This is a genomic window from Blastomonas ursincola, from assembly GCF_013607875.1.
GTDB lineage: Bacteria > Pseudomonadota > Alphaproteobacteria > Sphingomonadales > Sphingomonadaceae > Blastomonas > Blastomonas ursincola.
Genome location: NZ_VDES01000003.1, coordinates 312,562 through 332,279, shown reverse-complemented (window position 1 = coordinate 332,279; position 19,718 = coordinate 312,562). Strand labels below are relative to the sequence as shown.

The following is a 19,718-nucleotide window of genomic DNA, read 5'->3' as shown; positions in this document are numbered from 1 at the left end:
TCAGCGCACCATCAGCCAGGTCAGCGCGGCCACAAGGCCCATCAGCATCACCAGCGCATAACTGTAGAGAAAACCCGATTGCAGCTTCATCGCCACGCGGCTGCCCGACGAGACCAGCACCGCCGCCCCATCGGGACCGAAGCGGTTGATCGTGCCCTCGTCGCCGACCTTCCAGAAGAAGCGGCCCAGCGCGAAGCTCGGCTTGACGAAGATGTGGTTGTACAATTCGTCGAAATACCACTTGTTGAGGAAGAACCGGTAGAGCGGCGACAGCGCACTGGCGAGCTTCGCCGGAAGGCTGTTGTTCACCAGATACATCAGGATCGCGGTAACCAGGCCGATCAGCATCGCAACGGTCGAGGCGAGCTTCACCCAGAGCGGAACCTCGTGCATCTCGTGCATCAGGTGCGCGTTGAAGAACAGGCTGCCGTTCCAGAACGCTGCGCCGTGCTCGGCATCGATGAACGCATGGTGGAAGACGAAACCTGCGGCTACGGCGCCCACGGTCAGCACGCCCAGCGGGATCAGCATCGGCAGCGGGCTTTCATGCGGATGATAGCCGCCCGTGGTGTCCGCGCCGGCCTGGGCCGGGGTCTTGTGGACACTGTGCTGGATATGCTCGGACTGGATCCAGCGCGGCGTTCCGAAGAAGGTCAGGAAGATCAGGCGCCAGCTGTAGAAGCTGGTCAGCAGCGCCGCGAACACCCCGATAGTGAAGGCGAACTGGCCGACCTGGGTCCCGCTTGCGAACGCAGCCTCGATGATGCCGTCCTTCGAATAAAAACCGGCAAAGCCTGCGACGCCCACGATACCGACGCCGGTGATCGCCAGCGTGCCTGCAATCATCGCCCAGAAGGTTAGCGGGATATGCTTACGCAGGCCGCCATAATAGCGCATGTCCTGCTCGTGGTGCATCGCATGGATCACCGAGCCTGCGCCAAGGAACAGCAGCGCCTTGAAGAAGGCGTGCGTGAACAGGTGGAACATTGCCGCGCCATAGGCGCCGACGCCCGCCGCGAAGAACATGTAGCCCAGCTGCGAACAGGTCGAATAAGCGATGACGCGCTTGATATCGGTCTGCACCAGGCCGACGGTCGCCGCGAACAGCGCGGTGCACGCACCCACGACGGTGACGACGGTGAGCGCGGTCGGGCTGGTTTCGAACATCGGCGACAGGCGGCAGACCATGAACACGCCTGCGGTAACCATCGTAGCGGCATGGATCAGCGCCGAAACCGGGGTCGGGCCTTCCATCGCGTCGGGCAGCCAGGTGTGCAGGCCAAGCTGCGCCGACTTGCCCATCGCGCCGATGAACAGCAGCAGGCACAGGACGGTCATCAGGTCGAAACGGCCACCAAGGAAGCCGATGGTCGCGCCTTGCATGCCGGGTGCGGCTTCGAGGATCGCGGGGATCGAAACGGTGCCGAACACCAGGAAGGTGCCGAAAATGCCCATCATGAAGCCGAGGTCGCCGACGCGGTTGACGACGAACGCCTTGATCGCGGCCGCATTGGCGCTTGGCTTGCGGAACCAGAAGCCGATCAGCAGGTACGAAGCGAGGCCCACGCCTTCCCAACCGAAGAACATCTGGACGAGATTGTCGGCGGTCACCAGCATCAGCATCGCGAAGGTGAACAGCGAGAGATAGGCGAAGAAGCGCGGCTGATCCGGATCCTCGTCCATATAGCCCCAGCTATAGAGGTGGACGAGCGCCGAGACCGAGGTCACGACGACCAGCATCACCGCGGTCAGCGTGTCGACGCGCAGCGCCCAGTCAAACTGCAGGTCGCCCGAACGCAGCCACGACAGAACCGGCACCACATATTCGGTGCTCGACCCGGACAGGAAGCCGAGGAAGATCGGCCAGGACAGGCCGCAGGCCACAAACAGCGCGGCGGTCGTCACCAGCTTGGCCGGGACGTTGCCGATGATGCGGTTGCCCAGGCCCGCGATGATCGCTGCCAGAAGCGGCAGGAAGACGATGAGGGTAATGCTCATGTGCCTCAACCCTTCATCTGGTTGATATCGTCAACCGCGATCGTGCCGCGGCCACGGAAATAGATGACGAGGATCGCCAGCCCCACTGCCGCTTCGCCTGCGGCGACGGTCAGCACGAACATCGCGAAAACCTGCCCCACCATGTCGCCCAGGAAGACGCTGAACGCGACGAGGTTGATGTTCACCGCGAGCAGGATGAGCTCGATCGCCATCAGGATGATGATCACGTTCTTGCGGTTCAGGAAGATGCCCAGCACGCCCATCACGAACAGGATGGAGCTGACCACCAGATAATGCTCGATGCCGATCATAGCTGGACCCCCTGGCCAACCGCAGGCTGGGTATTGCGCGTCGCGTCTTCGGGACGACGACGGACCTGCGAGCCGATATTCTGCGGACGGACGCCGGCGCGCTTGCGGTGCGTCAGCACGATCGCACCGACCATGGCGACCAGCAGCACGACACCCGCGCTTTCGAACAGGAAGATGTAGCGGGTGTAGAGCAGTTCACCGACCGCCTGGATGTTGCTGGCGCCCATGCGCGCAGGATTGAGCGAATGCTCGCCAAGCGCGATATTGCCCGCCCGGTAAGCCCCGATGCCGAACACCAATTCGGCCAGGAATACGGCGGCGAGCGCGAGGCCGAGCGGCAGGTTCTTCATGAAACCGCCACGCAACTCGGCAAAGTCGATGTCCAGCATCATCACGACGAACAGGAACAGCACCGCGACCGCGCCGACATATACAATGACCAGCAGCATCGCGATGAATTCCGCGCCGATCAGGACCATCAGGCCCGCGGCATTGAAGAACGCAAGGATCAGCCAGAGCACCGAGTGCACCGGGTTACGCGCGAGGATCGTGAACGCACCGCTGGCAATCACCACCGATGCGAACAGATAAAAGGCAAAAATCTGGATCAAAGCTTTACAGCCCCCGATGCGCCCAATCGAGCTGGTCTTGTTTCAGGCCCCTGCCCGCCTCTCCCAGCGGACACACGGAACCATGCGTGAATCGAATTCGAGTGCGCCTTAACGATAAGGGGCATCGGCTTCAAGGTTGGCGGCAATGGCTCGTTCCCATTTGTCGCCATTCTCAAGCAGCTTGCCCTTGTCGTAGATCAGCTCCTCGCGGGTTTCCGTCGCATATTCGAAGTTCGGCCCCTCGACGATCGCGTCGACCGGGCAGGCTTCCTGGCAGAAACCGCAATAGATGCACTTCGTCATGTCGATATCGTAGCGCGTGGTGCGCCGCGATCCGTCCTCGCGCGGTTCGGCCTCGATCGTGATCGCCTGGGCCGGACACACCGCCTCGCACAGCTTGCACGCGATGCAGCGCTCTTCGCCATTGGGATAGCGACGCAGAGCATGCTCGCCGCGGAAACGCGGGCTCAGCGGGTTCTTCTCGAACGGATAATTGATCGTCGCCTTGGGCTTGAAGAAATACTTCAGCGTCAGCGCATGGGCCTTCACGAACTCATAGAGCGTGAACGCCTTGATCGTCTGCAACATGTCTATCAGACCCCGTATCTCGTCAGCATCAGGTAACCCGACACCAGGAAAATCCACAGCAGCGAGATGGGCAGGAACACCTTCCAGCCCAGCCGCATCAGCTGGTCATAGCGGTACCGGGGAACGGTCGCCTTGACCCAGCTGAAGATGAAGAAAAAGGCCGAAATCTTGAGGATCAGCCAGAGGATGCCCGGCACGGCATAGAGCGGCGCCCAATCCACCGGCGGCAGCCAGCCGCCCCAGAACAGCACCGCGTTGAGCGTGCACATCAGCAGCACATTGGCATATTCGCCGAGCCAGAACAAAGCGAAGGCCATCGACGAATATTCGGTCTGGTATCCGGCGACCAGCTCGCTCTCCGCCTCGGTCAGGTCGAACGGCGCGCGCGCGGTTTCGGCGAGCGAGGAGATGAGGAACATCACCGCCATCGGGAAGAGCAGAAGGTTGAAACCGTACCAGTTGATGAAGCCCAGCCCATGGCCGCGCTGCGCCTCGACGATCGCGTTGAGGTTGAAGCTGCCAGTCCACAGCACCACGGTCACGATGATGAAGCCGATCGACACCTCGTAAGAGATCATCTGCGCCGACGCACGCAGCGCCGAGAAGAACGGATATTTGGAGTTCGACGCCCAGCCGGCGATCACGACGCCGTACACGCCGAGCGAGCTCACCGCGAGAATGTAGAGCAGCCCGACATTGATGTCTGCCAGCACCATGTCCTGGTCGAACGGGATCACCGCCCAGCTCAAGAGCGCCACGGTGAAGGTAATGATCGGCGCGAGCAGGAACAGGCCCTTGTTGGCGCTCGAGGGGATAATCGTCTCCTGCAGGAACACCTTGGCCGCATCGGCAAAGCTCTGCAGGATGCCGAAGGGGCCCACGACGTTCGGCCCGCGCCGCAGCGCCATCGCCGCCCAGATCTTGCGGTCGAAATAGATGACGATCGCCACTGACAGCATCACCGGCAGCGCGATCAGCAGGATCAGGATGAGATTGGCAACGAACCAGCCCCAGCCGGTGCCCAATGCGGATTGGAAAAACTCGGTCATTCTGCGGCCTCCAGCATCTCTTCGCCGTGCAGCAGTTCAGCCGAGCAGCGCTGCATCGTCGCCGAGGCGCGCGCGATGGCGTTGGTGAGATAGAAATCCTTGATCGGATAGCCGACTTCGCCCGACGGGCTGGCGGCGAGCTTGGGCGGCGCCCAGTCATAGCTCGCCAGACCCTCGACACCCAGTGCCGGAACCGCCGCGATCATCGCCGCGCGACACTCGGCAAAGCTGTCGAAGGGCAGCTTGTGACCCAGCACTTCGGACAGCGCGCGCAGGATCGACCAGTCCTCGCGGGCATCGCCCGGCGCGAACACGGCCTTGTCGCTCATCTGCACACGGCCCTCGACATTGACATAGGTGCCGTTCTTTTCGGGGTAAGCCGCAGCGGGCAGGATGACATCCGCTGCCGCGGCGCCCTTGTCGCCATGATGGCCGACGAACACCTTGAAGCTGCCATCGAACTTGGCAAAATCCACCTCGTCCGCTCCCAGCGCGAACAGCAGTTTCGGCTTGGCGGCGACCAGATCGGCGATGCCGCCGGGCTGTGCCCATCCGAGCATCAGCCCGCCCATGCGCGATGCCGCCATGTGCAGCACGTTGAAGCCGTTCCACGGACCATCTTCGGTATCGCGGACCAGGTTGAAGCTATCGGCCAGCGCCAGTGCCGCGCCATGCGCGCCTTCGACCGCCAGCGCGCCACCGCCCAGGATGATCGCGGGCCGCTTGGCGCCCTTCAGCGCATCGGCCACCGCACCGGGCAGCTTCGCCAGCAGGCCCATGTCATTGCCCAGCCATTCAACCTTGTAGGTGAGGTCGATTTCGGCACCGATGCCATAGACCTTGGCACCATGCTTGATCGCCTTGCGGATGCGGGTGTTGACCAGCGGCGCTTCCCAGCGCGGGTTGGTCCCCACCAGCAGGATGGTGTCAGCAGTCTCGATGCCGTTCAGCGTCGAGTTGAAATTGACCGCAGCCAGGCTCGACACGTCATATTTCAGGCCGGTCTGACGGCCCTCGATCAGCGTCGAGCCCATCTTGGCCAGGAGTTCGCGCGCTGCGAACATGGTTTCGCAATCGAGCAGATCGCCGGCGACGGCCGCGACGCTCGATCCGGCCTGCACATCGGCAATCGCCTGGAACGCCTCGGCCCAGCTCGCCGGGACGAGCTTGCCGTCGCGGCGCACATAGGGCCGGTCTAGACGGCGACGCATCAGGCCGTCGACCGCATAGCGGGTCTTGTCGTGCGCCCATTCCTCGTTCACGTCGTCATTGACGCGCGGCAGCACGCGCAGCACTTCCCTGCCCCGGCTGTCGAAGCGGATATTGGTGCCGACCGCATCCATCACGTCGATGCCCAGCGTCTTCTTCAGCTCCCACGGCCGCGCCTCATAGGCATAGGGCCGCGAGGTCAGCGCACCCACGGGGCACAGGTCGATGACATTGCCCGAAAGCTCGGACGAGACCGCCTTTTCCAGATAGCTGGTGATCTGCATGTTCTCGCCGCGACCGATAGCCCCGATCTGCTCGGTGCCGGCCACTTCCTCGGCAAAGCGCACGCAGCGGGTGCAGTGGATGCAGCGGGTCATCACCGTCTTGATGATGGGGCCCATATATTTTTCGGTGACGGCGCGCTTGTTCTCGTCATAGCGCGATCCGCCGCGGCCATAAGCGACCGACTGGTCCTGCAGGTCGCACTCGCCGCCCTGATCGCAGATCGGGCAATCGAGCGGGTGGTTGATCAGCAGGAATTCCATGACGCCTTCGCGCGCCTTCTTCACCATGTCGGAGTTGGTGCGGACTTCCTGATTGTCCATCGCGGGCAGCGCGCAGCTCGCCTGCGGCTTGGGCGGTCCGGGCTTCACCTCGACCAAACACATGCGGCAGTTGCCGGCGATGCTGAGCCGCTCATGATAGCAGAAGCGCGGGATTTCCTTGCCCGCGGCCTCACAGGCCTGCAGCACGGTCGCCCCCTGGGGGACTTCGACCTCGATCCCATCGACGGTAAGCTTAGGCATTCTTGTCTCCACCACCGGATGCGGCCAGCGCCCGGTCGTACAATGCAGAGGCGACGTGATTGCGCACGTCGCGGATGTTGATCTGATAGGCAAGCCCGGTGGGCATGCAGTCCTTGAGCGCGGCATCGAAGCCCATCATGGCGTCGCGTTCCGCCGCCGAGTCATAATCGGTCGCGATCAGCGCACGCGCCTGCGAAGGCGACCGCGCGGCAAGGCACTGGCCATAGGCGATCACGAACTTCCGCCCGGTGGTTTCGGTGGGGCGGGCGAAATCCTGCACGGCCAGACCATCGGCATATCCCGCCAGTCCGGCATCCGCCTTGAGCACAGCTTCAGCCAAAGCGCCGCGTGCCTCTCCCGTGCGCATGGTGATGAAAGCGCGGCCGCGCGTACAGCTGGCCGTGCCTTCCATCAGACGCTTGGCAACGCTGCGTTCTTCGTCGCTCCCCTGCTCGCTCGCCAGCAGCGCGCGGACGCGCTCGGGCTGCTGCTCCAGCACACAGGCGGCAAATTCGGACACGACCTGTTGCTTGGGCACCAGTGCAGGCTCTGCCGCACCTGCCTGAGCAGGCACGGCAAGCGCTGAGGCTACCATCAGGGAAAAGCCGAGGCGCGGCATAACGATCAGCTCACCGCACCGCGCTTGGCTGCGCGATACAGCGCCTCTGCCACCAACGAACGCGCCGAGGCATTGTCCATCGAGCTGAAGCTGGTCTTGGCAATGCAATCGCGCAGACGCGGCATCAGCGCGTTGAGCGCCTCGCCTTCATCCTTGCTCTTGGGCGCGGTCGCGATCAGCGCACGCACATCGTCCAGGCTGCCATCGGCTGCGCAGTCGGCAAACCGTTCCTTCTCGCCCTTCTCGTCGCTGCGCACCTTCAGCGCGTCGACATTGGCGTCGGCATAGCGTGTCCAGAACATTGCTTCGGCAAGGCTACCGCGCACCGAAAGACCGCCCAGCGTGAACTCGCCGGAGGGCATGCAATCGAAATTGGCATTGGTCAGACTGCGCGAAGCGGCCCGTTCTTCCAGGCTGCCCTGGGTCGTGGCCAGCAGCGCCTCGACATATTTGGGGTTCCGCTTGACCGCACAGAGGGCAAAGGCGCGCATCGTGTCCGCCCCGCCCAGCGCGGTGCGCTTGAGCGCGGTCTTGACCGCCTCGTCAGGCATGTTCCACCAGCCAGCGCCGGTCGCCAGTGCCGGAGACGTCATCGATGCCATGGCCAGCACGGCCAGTGTCGCCTTTGCAAACTTCCTCATTCTGCAGCCTCCATCATTGAACCAGTACCCTGCTTCTCGATGATGCGGCGTTCCATCTCGGGGCGGAAATGCCGAATCAGGCCCTGGATGGGCCAGGCGGCGGCATCGCCCAGAGCGCAGATGGTGTGCCCTTCGACCTGTTTCGTGACTTCGTAAAGCGTATCGATTTCGCTGAGATCGGCATCGCCGGTGCGCATGCGCTCCATGACGCGCCACATCCAGCCGGTGCCTTCGCGGCACGGCGTGCACTGGCCGCAGCTCTCATGCTTGTAGAAATAGCTCAGGCGGCTGATCGCCTGCACAATGTCGGTCGACTTGTCCATGACGATGATCGCGGCGGTGCCGAGGCCCGATCCAACATCCTTGAGGCCGTCGAAATCCATCGGTGCGTCGATGATCTGCGCGGCAGGCACCAGCGGCACCGACGATCCGCCGGGAATCACCGCCAGCAGATTGTCCCAGCCACCGCGAATGCCGCCGCAATGCCGCTCGATCAGTTCGCGGAACGGGATGCTCATGGCTTCCTCGACCACGCAGGGCTTTTCGACATGCCCGCTGATCTGGAACAGCTTGGTGCCCTTGTTGTTCTCGCGACCGAAGCTTGCGAACCAGGCTGCGCTGCGGCGCAGGATCGTCGGCACCACCGCGATCGATTCGACATTGTTAACCGTGGTCGGGCAGCCATAAAGCCCGGCACCCGCCGGGAAAGGCGGCTTGAGCCGTGGCTGGCCCTTCTTGCCCTCGAGGCTCTCGATCATCGCGGTCTCTTCACCGCAGATATAGGCGCCGGCACCGCGATGGACGAACACGTCGAAATCATAGCCCGACTTGGCGGCATTCTTGCCGATCAGCCCAGCCTCATAGGCCTCGTCGACCGCAGCCTGCAGCACTTCGGCCTCGCGGATATATTCGCCGCGGACATAGATATAGGCGGCGCGCGCACGCATCGCGAACCCGGCGATCAGCGCGCCTTCGATCAGCTTGTGCGGGTCGTGACGCAGGATTTCGCGGTCCTTGCAGCTGCCCGGCTCGGATTCGTCAGCGTTGATGACCAGAAAGCTCGGACGGCCGTCCTTCGATTCCTTGGGCATGAAGCTCCACTTCATGCCGGTGGGGAAGCCCGCACCACCGCGTCCGCGCAGGCCCGATGCCTTGACCTCGTCAATGATCCGGTCCTGACCCCAGGCGATCAGGTCCTTGGTCTTGTCCCAATCGCCACGCGCCTCGGCCGCCTTCAGGTTCCAGGGCTGGAACCCGTAGACATTGGTGAAGATGCGATCCTTGTCAGCGAGACTCACGACTGATTACCTCCAGAACGGCTGCGGCTGAAAATGCCGAAACCGCCGAACAAAAACGCCAAAATCGCCCAGACCACCCATCCGTCGCCCTGGACGAACTTGAAGATCGCCAGCGCCAGAAAGATGATGCCGAGCAGCGGGACCCCGGCCTTGACCGGCGTCGTCATCCCCATTCACCCCGATAGTCGTGATTGGCATCGACCATCTGCTTGAGCGTGGTCGGCCCGCCTTCGGGTTCGCTGGTATGACGGCCCGGAATCTGTGTGCCCGGCTTGGGGCTCTCACCCGCTGCCAAGGCTTCCAGGATGCCGATCGTGCGATCGTAGTCCAGATCCTCGAAATTGTCGTCGTTGATCTGCACCATGGGCGCATTGGCGCAATTGCCCATGCACTCCACCTCGGTCAGCGTGAACAGGCCGTCGGGCGTGGTCTTGCCCTTGACGAGACCCTTGTTCGCGCAGGCGGCCATCACATCGTCCGATCCGCGCAGCAGACACGGCGTGGTGCCGCACACCTGCACATGATAGCGGCCGACCGGCGCCAGATTGTACATCGTGTAGAAGCTCGCGACCTCGTACGCCCGGATATACGGCATATCGAGCATCGCGGCGACATATTCGATCACCGGGACCGGCAGCCAGCCCTGGGTCTGCGTCTCTGCACCCACCTGGCGCTGGGCCAGATCGAGCAGCGGCATCACCGCGCTGCGCTGGCGCCCTTCGGGATAGCGCGCGATGATCGTCTTCGCCTTGGCAAGATTCTCGTCGGTGAACGCGAACGCACCCCAGCGGGCGCGGGTTTCGGCTTCATCGGGGATATGGGCTGCGTCAGCCATCAGCGGACAAACTCCACACGCGACACCTTGTCGCCTTCAAAACTGTAGATCGACATGACTTCGAACGGCTCGGCATCGGCCGAGCGCGAGACCTTCTCGTGCAGGACAACCGTCTCGCCGAGCAGGTGTGCCGAGAGAATTTCCGCGCGGTTCTGGGGAAACTCGGCGAACATGGCCTTGAGCCCCGCGCGCACGCCTTCACGCCCCTCGCGCAGCACCGCACCGCGATAGCCTGCCTCGCAGGCATTTTCGGTCATCAGCGCGACATAGGCATCCGCGTCCTGCGCGTTGTAATGCGCAATCATCGCCTCTGCCACGGCCAACCGTTCCATCACCGGTCGCACTCCCCGAACACGACGTCGATCGCACCCAGAATGGCGGTCGCGTCGGACAGCATGTGCCCCCTGCTCATGAACTCCATCGCCTGGAGATGGCTGAACGCGGTCGGGCGGATCTTGCAGCGATAGGGCTTGTTGGTGCCGTCGCTGACCAGATACACGCCGAATTCGCCCTTGGGGCTTTCGGTCGCGACATAGACTTCGCCCGCCGGAACGTGGAAGCCCTCGGTATAGAGCTTGAAGTGATGGATCAGCGCTTCCATCGACTGCTTCATCTCGCCGCGCTTGGGCGGAACCACCTTGCGGTCGAGCGAGGCGATCGGGCCGTCGGGCATCTCGTTGAGGCACTGGCGCATGATCCGCGCGGACTGGCGCACTTCCTCGACGCGGACCATGAACCGGTCATAGCAGTCGCCGCGCGTGCCGACGGGCACGTCGAACTCCATCCGGTCATAGACATCATAAGGCTGCGACTTGCGCAGATCCCAGGGGATGCCGCTGCCGCGGATCATCGGCCCGGAAAAGCCCCAGCGCACCGCATCGTCCTTCGACACCACCGCGATATCGACATTGCGCTGCTTGAAGATGCGGTTGTCGACCACCAGGCTCATCGAATCCTCGAACAGCTTGGGGAAGGTGTCGAGCCAGTCGGCCAGATCGGTGAGCAGCTTGAGCGGCACGTCCTGATGCACGCCGCCGGGACGGAACCAGGCGCTGTGCATGCGCGCGCCCGAGGCGCGTTCGAAGAAGTTGAGGCAATCCTCGCGGATTTCGAACAACCACAGGTTGGGCGTCATCGCGCCCACGTCCATCACGTGCGCGCCCAGGTTGAGCATGTGGTTGCAGATGCGGGTCAGCTCGGCGAACAGCACGCGCAGATACTGGGCACGCAGCGGCACCTCGAGGTTCAGCAGCTTCTCGATCGCCAGCACATAGCTGTACTCCATCGCCAGCGGCGAGCAGTAATCGAGCCGGTCGAAATAAGGCAGCGCCTGCAGATAGGTCTTGTATTCGATCAGCTTTTCGGTGCCGCGGTGGAGCAGGCCGACATGCGGATCGATGCGCTCGACAATCTCGCCATCCAGCTCCATCACCATGCGCAACACGCCGTGCGCCGCCGGGTGCTGGGGCCCGAAATTGATCGTGTAATTCTGGATTTCCAGATCGCCGGTGGTCGAATCCTGTTCGACCAGACCGTCGACGGTCATGTCCTGAAGCGACTCGGCCATCACGCCTTATCCTCCTTGGGTGCGTTCTCGCTGGGCTTGGCGGCTTCCTTGTTGGCAGCCGCGCCTGCGCCGGTATCCGAAGGCTTGTCGGTCGTCTTGGGCGTCGGCGATTGCGGCGGCCCGCCCAGCGATTTCTCGTCGCCCGGCAGCACATAGTCGGCACCTTCCCAGGGCGAGGTGAAGTCGAAATTGCGGAAGTCCTGCGCCAGCTTCACAGGCTCGTAGACCACCCGGCCCTGTTCTTCGGAATAGCGCATCTCGCTATAGCCGGTGAGCGGAAAGTCCTTGCGGAAGGGGTGACCGCGGAAGCCGTAATCGGTGAGGATGCGGCGCAGGTCCTGGTTTCCGGCAAAGATCACGCCGTACATGTCGTACACTTCGCGCTCGAGCCAGCCGGCGACTTCCCAGATATGGGTGACGGTCGGCACCGGGGTGTCCTCGTCGGTGGTGCACGCGACGCGGATGCGGTGGTTCTTCGTCAGGCTGAGCAGGCAGTAGACGACTTCGAACCGCTCGGCACGGTCGGGATAATCGACGCCCGCGATCTCCATGAGCTGTTGATACTCGTGCACGTCACGCAACAGGTCGAGCGCCTCCGCCACCGCCTCACGGCGGACGGTGAAGCAATACTCGCCCTGGGTGAAGCGCGTCGCCAGCAGCCGGTTGCCCAGCGTGGCGGCGACAGCATCGCCCAGGCCATCGAGAACGGCATAGCGTGGCGCCGAATGTCCCATGTGCGTCCCTTAACGTGCGTATCGTTCGCGGCCCGCCTCCACAGCGGGCCATTCACCAATCAAATCAGCGTTCGATCGTGCCGACCCTGCGGATCTTGCGCTGCAACTGCATCACACCGTAGAGCAGAGCCTCGGCAGTCGGCGGGCAGCCGGGAACATAGATGTCCACCGGCACGATGCGGTCGCAGCCGCGCACCACCGAATAACTGTAATGATAATAGCCACCGCCATTGGCGCAGCTGCCCATCGAAATCACGTATTTCGGTTCGGACATCTGGTCGTAGACGCGGCGCAGCGCCGGGGCCATCTTGTTGCACAGCGTGCCCGCGACGATCATGACGTCCGACTGGCGTGGCGAAGCGCGCGGTGCGACGCCAAACCGCTCCATGTCGTAGCGCGGCATGTTGACGTGGATCATCTCCACCGCGCAGCAGGCCAAGCCAAAGGTCATCCACCAGAGCGATCCGGTGCGCGCCCATTGGAACAGCTCCTCGGTCGAGGTGACCAGAAAGCCCTTGTCCGACACTTCGGCATTGATGTCGTTGAAGAAACCGGCGTCAGGCAGCGTCCCGGCAGGCGGAACGACCGCGCCGGAGGTGCCGGTGACGAGCGCCGGATTTTGCGGATTTACTCCCAATCGAGTGCTCCCACTTTCCATGCGTAAATCAGGCCGATGACCAGTTCGAAAAGGAACACCATCATCGTGAGCCAGCCGGCCCAGCCGATCTGTTCCAGCGAGACTGCCCAGGGGAACAGGAACGCGGCTTCAAGATCGAAGATGATGAACAGGATGGCGACGAGGTAGAAGCGGACGTCGAACTGGCTGCGCGAATCCTCGAACGCGGGAAAGCCACATTCATATTCGCTCAGTTTGGCGACAGTCGGTTTGTGCGCTCCTGTGAGCCGCGATACCCCGATCGGCAGAAAGACAAATGCCACCGACAAGAGCAGAGCGACCGCCAGGAACAGCAGGATCGGCAGATATTCGGCCATGCGCGCGTCCCATTCGTGCGTGTTGCTTGGGGCGTCTTTAGGCCAGCGGACCGCCTATCGCAAGCCGGATCACCCCCTTTTTTGACGCACAGGTTACAGGGCAGAAAGCGACGAAAAGTTGCGCATTTCTGTGCGTTTCGGCACAATCGGAACAGGGTTGCCGGGCTAGTGCATCGTTGCGCCGCAGCATGCACCGGCAAAATGGAGGGAATCGGCATAATGAAGGGGTATCGTTCGGGAGTTCTTGCAGCCGCCGTGCTCGCGGCGGTCACGGCCCTGCCCGCTCAGGCGCAGAATGTGATGGCAAGCAGTCCACAGAGCATCGAGGCAGTGCTGAAGGCGCGCGGTCTGCCGAGCGAACTGAAGCAGGGAGAGGGCAATCCCTATATCCGCAGCGCCTATGACGACATGCCCTTTCTGGTCGCACTGATGAACTGCGATGACGCCCGCACCAATTGCGCGACGCTGCAATTCTATTTCGGCTTCAACGACCGCAAGGGTTTCAGTCTCGAGAAGCTCAACGAATGGAACGCGAAAAAGCGCTTCGTGCGTGCCTATCGCGACGACGAGGATGATCCGGTGCTGGTGATGGACGTCGACACCGACAAGGGCGGCATTCCGCAGGCGGTGTTCAACGAGAATTTGAGCGTCTGGCTCGACCAGATGCAGCAATATCGACGCTTCGTGACCGAATAGTTCGGACTGCTCTGACCCGTCACCCCCGCGAAAGCGGGGGGCCCACTACTATCACCCGGTCGGATTCAATAGCGGGATTCCCGCGTTGGCGGGAATGACGGGAAACTGCCTGCAGGGAAGGCTCAGCGCAGCGCGCCGACCAGCAGCTTGTGCAGGCGCGAATGCAGCGCGTCGTTGCCTGCAATCACCTGCTGGCGTTCCATCGGCTGGCTGCCGCCGCGGAAGTCGGTGACGAAACCGCCCGCTTCGCGCACCAGCAATATGCCGGCAGCGACGTCCCACGGCTTGAGACCGCTTTCCCAGAAGCCGTCGAACTTGCCGGCGGCGAGCCAGGCAAGATCGAGCGAGGCGGCGCCAAAGCGCCGGATGCCTGCCACTTCAGGTGCAATCGCGCCGAAGATGCGCGTCCATTCCGCCATGTCGCCATGGCCGAGGAACGGGATACCCGTGGCGATCAGCGCCTCGCTCAGATTGCGGCGGCCCGACACGCGCAGACGGCGATCGTGCAGCCACGCACCGCGCGACTTTTCGGCCCAATAGCTTTCGTCCGTGACCGGCTGATAGATCAGCGCTGCGCTGATCTCGCCCCAGCCCTTGCCGTCGAGCGCCGGTTCCTGGACTGCGATCGAGATCGCAAAATGCGGAATGCCGTGCAGGAAGTTGCTGGTGCCGTCGAGCGGATCGATGATGAACCGCGGCTTGCCGGGCTCGGCGGGGATGTCACCGCCCTCTTCGAGCAGGAAACCCCAGCCCGGACGCGCCTTGCTCAGTTCGTCATAGAGCACGCGTTCGGCATGCTGGTCGGCCTTGGACACGAAATCCGCCGGGCCCTTTTTCGAGACCTGGAGATGCTCCACCTCGCCAAAGTCACGCCGCAGGCGGCCGCCGGCCTTGCGCGCGGCGCTTTCCATGACACGGATGATGGCTGAAATGGCAGGCATGAATACAGGTCCGATCAGTCCGCCTTGCGGACATATTCCTTGGCGTAAACGTCGACGACAATGCGCGTACCGCTGCTGATATGCGGCGGCACCATGACGCGCACGCCATTGTCGAGGATCGCAGGCTTGTAGCTCGACGAGGCCGTCTGCCCCTTCACCACCGCATCGGCCTCGACGATTGTCGCTTCGATCGTATCGGGCAGCTGAACCGAGATCGGGCGCTCGTCATAGAGCTCGAGCGTGACCTGCATCCCATCCTGCAGGAACGCGGCTTCATCACCCAGCAACTTGGCTGCAATGGTGATCTGGTCGTAGGTTTCCTGGTCCATGAAGACATAATCGTCGCCATCGGCGAACAGGAACTGGAAATCCTTGGTATCGAGCCGGACCTTCTCGACCGTGTCGGCGCTGCGATAACGGATGTTGGTCTTGCGGCCGTCCTCGAGATTCTTCATCTCGACCTGCATGAAGGCACCGCCCTTGCCGGGCTGGGTGTGCTGAATCTTGGCAACCTTCCAGATGCCACCTTCATGTTCCAGAATGTTACCGGGGCGAATATCGACACCGCTGATCTTCATGCGAGGCTCGTTTCCGTTGGATTTCAGGGAATGGACAGGCCCTCTAGGCGCATGATGCGGGCATGGCAAGCGCTTTGGCTCGCGTTTGCATACGATCAGTGCGGACAGATCGCATCGGTCGTGCGGAGACGCATCCCTGTCGATATGACGTCAAGATGACGGTTTCTTCCTATCTAACGCAGATCGCAGATAGTATAGCAACGAGAGCCCCAAAGCTGCTATGAAGCCGCCGGGGATTGGACCAGACGACCATGCCTTTGTTCAGCATCAAGACACCCGCCGCCGGCATTTTCGGCCGCACCCGCAACGAGATTGCCTCGGCGCATTCGGGGCGTGGTGAAGGGACGCCCGATGTCGAGGAATTCGAGGCAGATTTTGTTAGCTATCTGACCCGGTTGGAAAGCTCAGGCCGCGTCTGTACGGCGGTGTTCGGCCATGATCGCAAGGAACTCTCGCACGGCTGAGGCCGGGCCATCCTGGTGGCTCCACACCCCACCTGATACCGCCAGAAAATCCGCCCCCGCCTGCACCAGCGGTACGGCATTCGCCGTGGTAATCCCGCCGATCGCGACACAGGGCAGTTCCATCATTGAAGACCACCAGCTCAGGATCTCGGGCTCGGCCTGGTATTTGGCCTGCTTCGTTTCACTGGGATAGAAGGCGCCGAAGGCGACATAGTCCGCCCCCGCCTCGCCAGCCTCGAGCGCGAGATGGCGGCTGTTATGACAGGTCACGCCGATCTGCGCATCGCGACCCAGCACATCACGTGCCTCGCGCGGGTCGCCATCGCCCTGCCCCAGATGCACGCCGTCTGCGCCAAGTCGCTTGGCGAGCGCGATGCTGTCATTGACGATGAACGCGCAGTCATGCTCGACGCAGATCGCCTGGAGCGGCGCGGCGAGCCTGGCCGCAGCGTGCTGGTCGATATCCTTGACGCGGAACTGGAACGCCGCCACCGGGCCCGCCTCCAGGGCGGCGCGCAGCCGATCCGGAAAATCCCCCCCGACATCGAGCGGGGAGATCAGATAGAGCTGGCAACCGGGGTCAGTCATGGCATCAGGCCACCGATGCGGCGTGGATCTCGTCGATCGCACCGCCCAGCGAGGCATCAAATTCCTCGTCGGTCATCTGGTGCTTGAGATCGTTGAGCAGCGCGCGCGAGAAGCTGGCGATCACGCCGGGATTCTTGGCGAGCTCGACACAGGCCTCGGCGCGGCTGAACCCGCCCGACAGCGCGACGACGCGGATCACCGCCGGGTGCGCCACCAGATCGGCGAACAGGCCGGGCTCAGCCGGCAGCGAGAGCTTGAGCATCACGCGGCGGCCTTCGGGCAGCGCATCAAGCGCCTTCTTGAGCTCGGCGTTGAGGATCGCGTCGCACTGAGCACGCGTTTCGCTCTTGATGTTCACTTCGGGCTCGATGATCGGGATCAGGCCATGGTCGAGAATCTCGCCCGCGACCTCGAACTGTTGGCTAACGATCGCCGCGATGCCGCTTTCCGATGCCGAGTTGATCACCGAGCGCATCTTGGTGCCGAAAATGCCGAGGCCCTTGGCGCGTTCGAGCAGGTCACCCAGACCGCCGATCGGCTTCATCAGCTGGACGCCGTCCGCTTCGTCTTCCAGGCCCTTGTCGACCTTGAGGAAGGGCACCACGCCGCGCTCCCACAGCAAAGCGGGGACCGGCTTGCCGCCCGCCTCGCCGTCCATGGTGCGTTCGAACAGGATCGCGCCAATCACCTTGTCGCCGTTGAAGCAGGGCGAGGTGACGATGCGGCTGCGCATCCCGTGGATCAGCGCGAACATTTCCTCGTCATTGGCCCAGGCGCCGTCCTCGATCCCATAGCCCTTGAGCGCCTTGGGCGTCGAACCACCGCTCTGATCGAGCGCGGCGATGAAACCCTGACCCGATTCGATCTTGGCCAGCATCTCGTTGAAAACGGCGGTGTCGGTCATTGTCACTCTTCCCTGATTTTAGGCTTATTGGTTGATTGTTGCCGATCGGCGCTCAGCTTTCTAGCGCCTTGACACCGGGCAGCTCCTTGCCTTCCATCCATTCGAGGAAAGCGCCGCCTGCGGTTGAAACAAAAGAGAAATCGTCCGCTGCGCCGGCATGGTTGAGCGCGGCTACGGTATCGCCGCCACCCGCGACCGAGACCAGTGTGCCCTCGCGGGTGAGCGCGGCTGCGGTGCGTGCGAGGGCCACGGTCGCGGTGTCGAACGGCGGATATTCGAATGCGCCGAGCGGGCCGTTCCAAACCAAGGTCCGGCAGGTCTTGAGCACGTCGGACAGCGCCTCGACCGCCGCTGCGCCGACATCGAGGATCATCTCGTCGGCCTCGACCTCGTGCACATTGGCGGTGCGGCACGGCACGTTCGCGCCGAATTCCTTCGCCACCACCACGTCATAGGGTAGATGCACGGTGCAGCCTGCCGCGTCGGCGGCATCGAGAATGGCATTGGCGGTATCAGCCAGGTCGTGCTCGCACAGCGACTTGCCGACATCGACCCCGCGCGCGGCGAGGAAGGTGTTGGCCATGCCGCCGCCGATGATCAGATGATCGACCTTGCCGACCAGGTTGGTCAGCACGTCGAGCTTGGTCGAGACCTTGGAGCCACCGACCACCGCCGCGACCGGATGCTCGGGCTTGCCGAGCGCCGCTTCCAATGCCTTCAGTTCCGCTTCCATCTGCCGACCGGCAAAGGCGGGCAGCACATGCGCCAGGCCTTCGGTGGTCACATGCGCGCGGTGCGCGGCGGAAAAGGCATCGTTGACATAGAAATCGCCGAGCGAGGCGATCTGCTTCGCCAGCACGGGATCGTTCTTCTCCTCGCCGGGGAAGAAGCGGCTGTTCTCCAGCACGGTGATGCTGCCGGGATCGAGCACGTCGATCGCGTGGCGATCGGGCGATTCGAGAAAGCCGACCGGACGGCCCATCACCTCGGACAGCGCATGCGCGATCGGGCGCAGCGTCAACTCGGGATCGACCTTGCCCTTGGGGCGGCCGAAATGCGCAAGCACCAGCACCTTGGCGCCATGATCGGCAAGTTCCGCCAGCGTCGGCATCGCCGCCCGCAGCCGGGTGTCATCGGACACCCGGCCTTTGTGGATCGGCACATTCAAGTCTTCGCGAACCAGGACGGGCTTGCCCGCCAGTCCGTGGCGGTCGGCAATCAGGTCATCGAGGGTCTTGAACATGCGCTGGCGTCCTCTCCTTGTCTTGTCTGCCGCGATCAAATCAACCCGGCGATGACGCCTGCGGTATCGACCATGCGGTTGGAGAAGCCCCATTCATTGTCGTACCAGCTGATCACGCGGACGAGCTTGCCGTCGATCACCGCGGTTTCCAGGCTGTCAATGGTCGAGCTCGCCGGATCGTGGTTGAAGTCGATCGAGACGAGCGGCTCGTCGGTATAGGCCAGCACGCCCTTGAGCGGGCCCTCGGCGGCAGCCTTGAGCGCGCCGTTGATTTCCTCGACCGTGGTGTCGCGGCCCGGGGTGAAGGTCAGGTCGACCAGGCTGACATTTGGCGTCGGCACGCGGATCGCCGAGCCGTCGAGCTTGCCCTTGAGCTCGGGCAGCACCAGGCCGACCGCACGAGCCGCACCGGTGGTGGTCGGGATCATCGACATCGCAGCGGCGCGTGCACGGCGCATGTCGCCATGGATCTGGTCGAGAATCTTCTGGTCGTTGGTATAGCTGTGCACCGTCGTCATCAGGCCGCGCTCGATGCCGACCAGATCGTTGAGCACCTTGGCCATCGGCGCAAGGCAGTTGGTGGTGCAGCTGGCGTTCGAGACGACCAGATCATCGGCGGTCAGCACGTCATGGTTGACGCCATAGACGATGGTCTTGTCGGCGCCGGTGGCGGGGGCAGATATCAGCACGCGCTTGGCACCTGCGGTGAGGTGCGCGCTGGCCTTGGCCTTGTCTGCGAAGAAGCCGGTGCATTCGAGCGCAATGTCGACGCCCATCTCGCCATGCGGCAGCTTGGCGGGGTCGCGCTCGGCGGTCACCTTGATCGCCTTGCCGTTGACGATCATGCTGTCGCCTTCGGCGCTCACCGTGCCCGGGAACGCGCCATGGACGCTGTCGCGCTTGAACAGAAGGGCATTGGCCTTGGCATCGCCCAGATCGTTGATCGCGACCAGCTCGAGGTCATGGTCGGTGCGCTCCAGGATCGCGCGCGCGACCAGACGGCCGATGCGGCCAAAACCGTTGATTGCAACCTTGACTGCCATGG

24 protein-coding genes are annotated in these 19,718 nt (G+C 63.1%); 2 read left to right on the top strand and 22 right to left on the bottom strand.

Annotated elements, in window-relative coordinates; translation table 11 throughout:
• The 16 genes from nuoL to ndhC form a co-directional block, all read right to left on the bottom strand.
• Window positions 1-1,998: an NADH-quinone oxidoreductase subunit L gene (gene nuoL, locus FG486_RS15440; protein WP_181268195.1), complete on the bottom strand. Its 1,998-nt coding sequence runs from the start codon at window positions 1,996-1,998 to the stop codon at window positions 1-3.
• 5 nt (window positions 1,999-2,003) lie between these two features.
• Window positions 2,004-2,309: an NADH-quinone oxidoreductase subunit NuoK gene (nuoK, locus tag FG486_RS15435; protein WP_017671024.1), complete on the bottom strand. Its 306-nt coding sequence runs from the start codon at window positions 2,307-2,309 to the stop codon at window positions 2,004-2,006.
• Window positions 2,306-2,920 (bottom strand): NADH-quinone oxidoreductase subunit J, encoded by a 615-nt coding sequence (locus FG486_RS15430; RefSeq protein WP_066275284.1) that lies wholly within the window; start codon window positions 2,918-2,920, stop codon window positions 2,306-2,308. The genes nuoK and FG486_RS15430 overlap by 4 nt, the downstream gene beginning before the upstream one ends.
• A 108-nt stretch (window positions 2,921-3,028) precedes the next feature.
• Window positions 3,029-3,508: an NADH-quinone oxidoreductase subunit NuoI gene (gene nuoI / locus FG486_RS15425; RefSeq protein WP_066275282.1), complete on the bottom strand. Its 480-nt coding sequence runs from the start codon at window positions 3,506-3,508 to the stop codon at window positions 3,029-3,031.
• A gap of 5 nt (window positions 3,509-3,513) precedes the next feature.
• Window positions 3,514-4,557 (bottom strand): NADH-quinone oxidoreductase subunit NuoH, encoded by a 1,044-nt coding sequence (gene nuoH, locus FG486_RS15420; RefSeq protein WP_181268194.1) that lies wholly within the window; start codon window positions 4,555-4,557, stop codon window positions 3,514-3,516.
• The gene (gene nuoG / locus FG486_RS15415) at window positions 4,554-6,572 is read right to left on the bottom strand and encodes an NADH-quinone oxidoreductase subunit NuoG (RefSeq protein WP_181268193.1); all 2,019 of its coding nucleotides are present in this window, start codon (window positions 6,570-6,572) and stop codon (window positions 4,554-4,556) included. Before nuoG ends, nuoH begins: the two co-directional genes overlap by 4 nt.
• The gene (locus tag FG486_RS15410; protein WP_181268192.1) at window positions 6,565-7,146 is read right to left on the bottom strand and encodes a hypothetical protein; all 582 of its coding nucleotides are present in this window, start codon (window positions 7,144-7,146) and stop codon (window positions 6,565-6,567) included. Before FG486_RS15410 ends, nuoG begins: the two co-directional genes overlap by 8 nt.
• A gap of 50 nt (window positions 7,147-7,196) precedes the next feature.
• The gene (locus FG486_RS15405; protein WP_181268191.1) at window positions 7,197-7,832 is read right to left on the bottom strand and encodes a hypothetical protein; all 636 of its coding nucleotides are present in this window, start codon (window positions 7,830-7,832) and stop codon (window positions 7,197-7,199) included.
• A complete protein-coding gene (nuoF, locus tag FG486_RS15400; protein ID WP_181268190.1) occupies window positions 7,829-9,130 on the bottom strand; it encodes an NADH-quinone oxidoreductase subunit NuoF in 1,302 nt (433 codons plus the stop codon). The genes FG486_RS15405 and nuoF overlap by 4 nt, the downstream gene beginning before the upstream one ends.
• Window positions 9,127-9,297, bottom strand: a complete 171-nt coding sequence (locus FG486_RS15395; protein ID WP_167348228.1) for a hypothetical protein — start codon at window positions 9,295-9,297, stop codon at window positions 9,127-9,129. The genes nuoF and FG486_RS15395 overlap by 4 nt, the downstream gene beginning before the upstream one ends.
• A complete protein-coding gene (gene nuoE / locus FG486_RS15390) occupies window positions 9,294-9,965 on the bottom strand; it encodes an NADH-quinone oxidoreductase subunit NuoE (RefSeq protein WP_116968657.1) in 672 nt (223 codons plus the stop codon). The genes FG486_RS15395 and nuoE overlap by 4 nt, the downstream gene beginning before the upstream one ends.
• The gene (locus tag FG486_RS15385; RefSeq protein WP_181268189.1) at window positions 9,965-10,297 is read right to left on the bottom strand and encodes a nuclear transport factor 2 family protein; all 333 of its coding nucleotides are present in this window, start codon (window positions 10,295-10,297) and stop codon (window positions 9,965-9,967) included. The genes nuoE and FG486_RS15385 overlap by 1 nt, the downstream gene beginning before the upstream one ends.
• On the bottom strand, window positions 10,297-11,532 hold the full coding sequence (locus FG486_RS15380) for an NADH-quinone oxidoreductase subunit D (protein ID WP_181268188.1): 1,236 nt from the start codon (window positions 11,530-11,532) through the stop codon (window positions 10,297-10,299). The genes FG486_RS15385 and FG486_RS15380 overlap by 1 nt, the downstream gene beginning before the upstream one ends.
• Entirely contained in the window at window positions 11,532-12,266 is a 735-nt protein-coding gene (locus tag FG486_RS15375; RefSeq protein ID WP_181268187.1) for an NADH-quinone oxidoreductase subunit C, read from the bottom strand. The genes FG486_RS15380 and FG486_RS15375 overlap by 1 nt, the downstream gene beginning before the upstream one ends.
• Window positions 12,267-12,330: 64 nt before the next feature.
• Window positions 12,331-12,924 carry a NuoB/complex I 20 kDa subunit family protein gene (locus FG486_RS15370; RefSeq protein ID WP_230962368.1) on the bottom strand — a complete coding sequence of 198 codons (594 nt, stop codon included), beginning with the start codon at window positions 12,922-12,924 and terminating at the stop codon, window positions 12,331-12,333.
• Complete coding sequence (gene ndhC, locus FG486_RS15365) at window positions 12,894-13,259, bottom strand: NADH-quinone oxidoreductase subunit A (RefSeq protein ID WP_060979695.1); 366 nt, start codon at window positions 13,257-13,259, stop codon at window positions 12,894-12,896. Before ndhC ends, FG486_RS15370 begins: the two co-directional genes overlap by 31 nt.
• Window positions 13,260-13,478: 219 nt before the next feature.
• Between ndhC and FG486_RS15360 the strand changes: the two genes are divergently transcribed.
• Window positions 13,479-13,955: a YbjN domain-containing protein gene (locus tag FG486_RS15360; RefSeq protein ID WP_066275255.1), complete on the top strand. Its 477-nt coding sequence runs from the start codon at window positions 13,479-13,481 to the stop codon at window positions 13,953-13,955.
• Between the two features lie 122 nt (window positions 13,956-14,077).
• On the opposite strand, the gene FG486_RS15355 is transcribed toward FG486_RS15360, so the two are convergent.
• Together FG486_RS15355 and efp are read right to left on the bottom strand one after the other, a co-directional pair.
• Window positions 14,078-14,896: an inositol monophosphatase family protein gene (locus FG486_RS15355; RefSeq protein ID WP_066275252.1), complete on the bottom strand. Its 819-nt coding sequence runs from the start codon at window positions 14,894-14,896 to the stop codon at window positions 14,078-14,080.
• A 14-nt stretch (window positions 14,897-14,910) separates the two neighbouring features.
• Window positions 14,911-15,474 carry an elongation factor P gene (gene efp, locus FG486_RS15350; protein WP_060979698.1) on the bottom strand — a complete coding sequence of 188 codons (564 nt, stop codon included), beginning with the start codon at window positions 15,472-15,474 and terminating at the stop codon, window positions 14,911-14,913.
• 251 nt (window positions 15,475-15,725) lie between these two features.
• Here efp and FG486_RS15345 point away from each other — a divergent pair, with 251 nt between their 5' ends.
• Window positions 15,726-15,938 carry a hypothetical protein gene (locus FG486_RS15345; RefSeq protein WP_066275247.1) on the top strand — a complete coding sequence of 71 codons (213 nt, stop codon included), beginning with the start codon at window positions 15,726-15,728 and terminating at the stop codon, window positions 15,936-15,938.
• Here FG486_RS15345 and thiE read toward each other — a convergent pair.
• From thiE to gap, 4 genes are read right to left on the bottom strand one after another with little or no spacing between them, the layout of a single operon-like run.
• The gene (gene thiE / locus FG486_RS15340) at window positions 15,879-16,526 is read right to left on the bottom strand and encodes a thiamine phosphate synthase (RefSeq protein ID WP_066275244.1); all 648 of its coding nucleotides are present in this window, start codon (window positions 16,524-16,526) and stop codon (window positions 15,879-15,881) included. The two genes, FG486_RS15345 and thiE, sit on opposite strands and share 60 nt — an antisense overlap.
• A 4-nt stretch (window positions 16,527-16,530) precedes the next feature.
• On the bottom strand, window positions 16,531-17,430 hold the full coding sequence (locus FG486_RS15335) for a fructose bisphosphate aldolase (protein WP_181268186.1): 900 nt from the start codon (window positions 17,428-17,430) through the stop codon (window positions 16,531-16,533).
• A 52-nt stretch (window positions 17,431-17,482) separates the two neighbouring features.
• Window positions 17,483-18,673 carry a phosphoglycerate kinase gene (locus tag FG486_RS15330; protein WP_181268185.1) on the bottom strand — a complete coding sequence of 397 codons (1,191 nt, stop codon included), beginning with the start codon at window positions 18,671-18,673 and terminating at the stop codon, window positions 17,483-17,485.
• Window positions 18,674-18,708: 35 nt separating this feature from the next.
• Window positions 18,709-19,716, bottom strand: a complete 1,008-nt coding sequence (gene gap / locus FG486_RS15325) for a type I glyceraldehyde-3-phosphate dehydrogenase (protein WP_181268184.1) — start codon at window positions 19,714-19,716, stop codon at window positions 18,709-18,711.
• Window positions 19,717-19,718 lie beyond the last annotated feature (2 nt).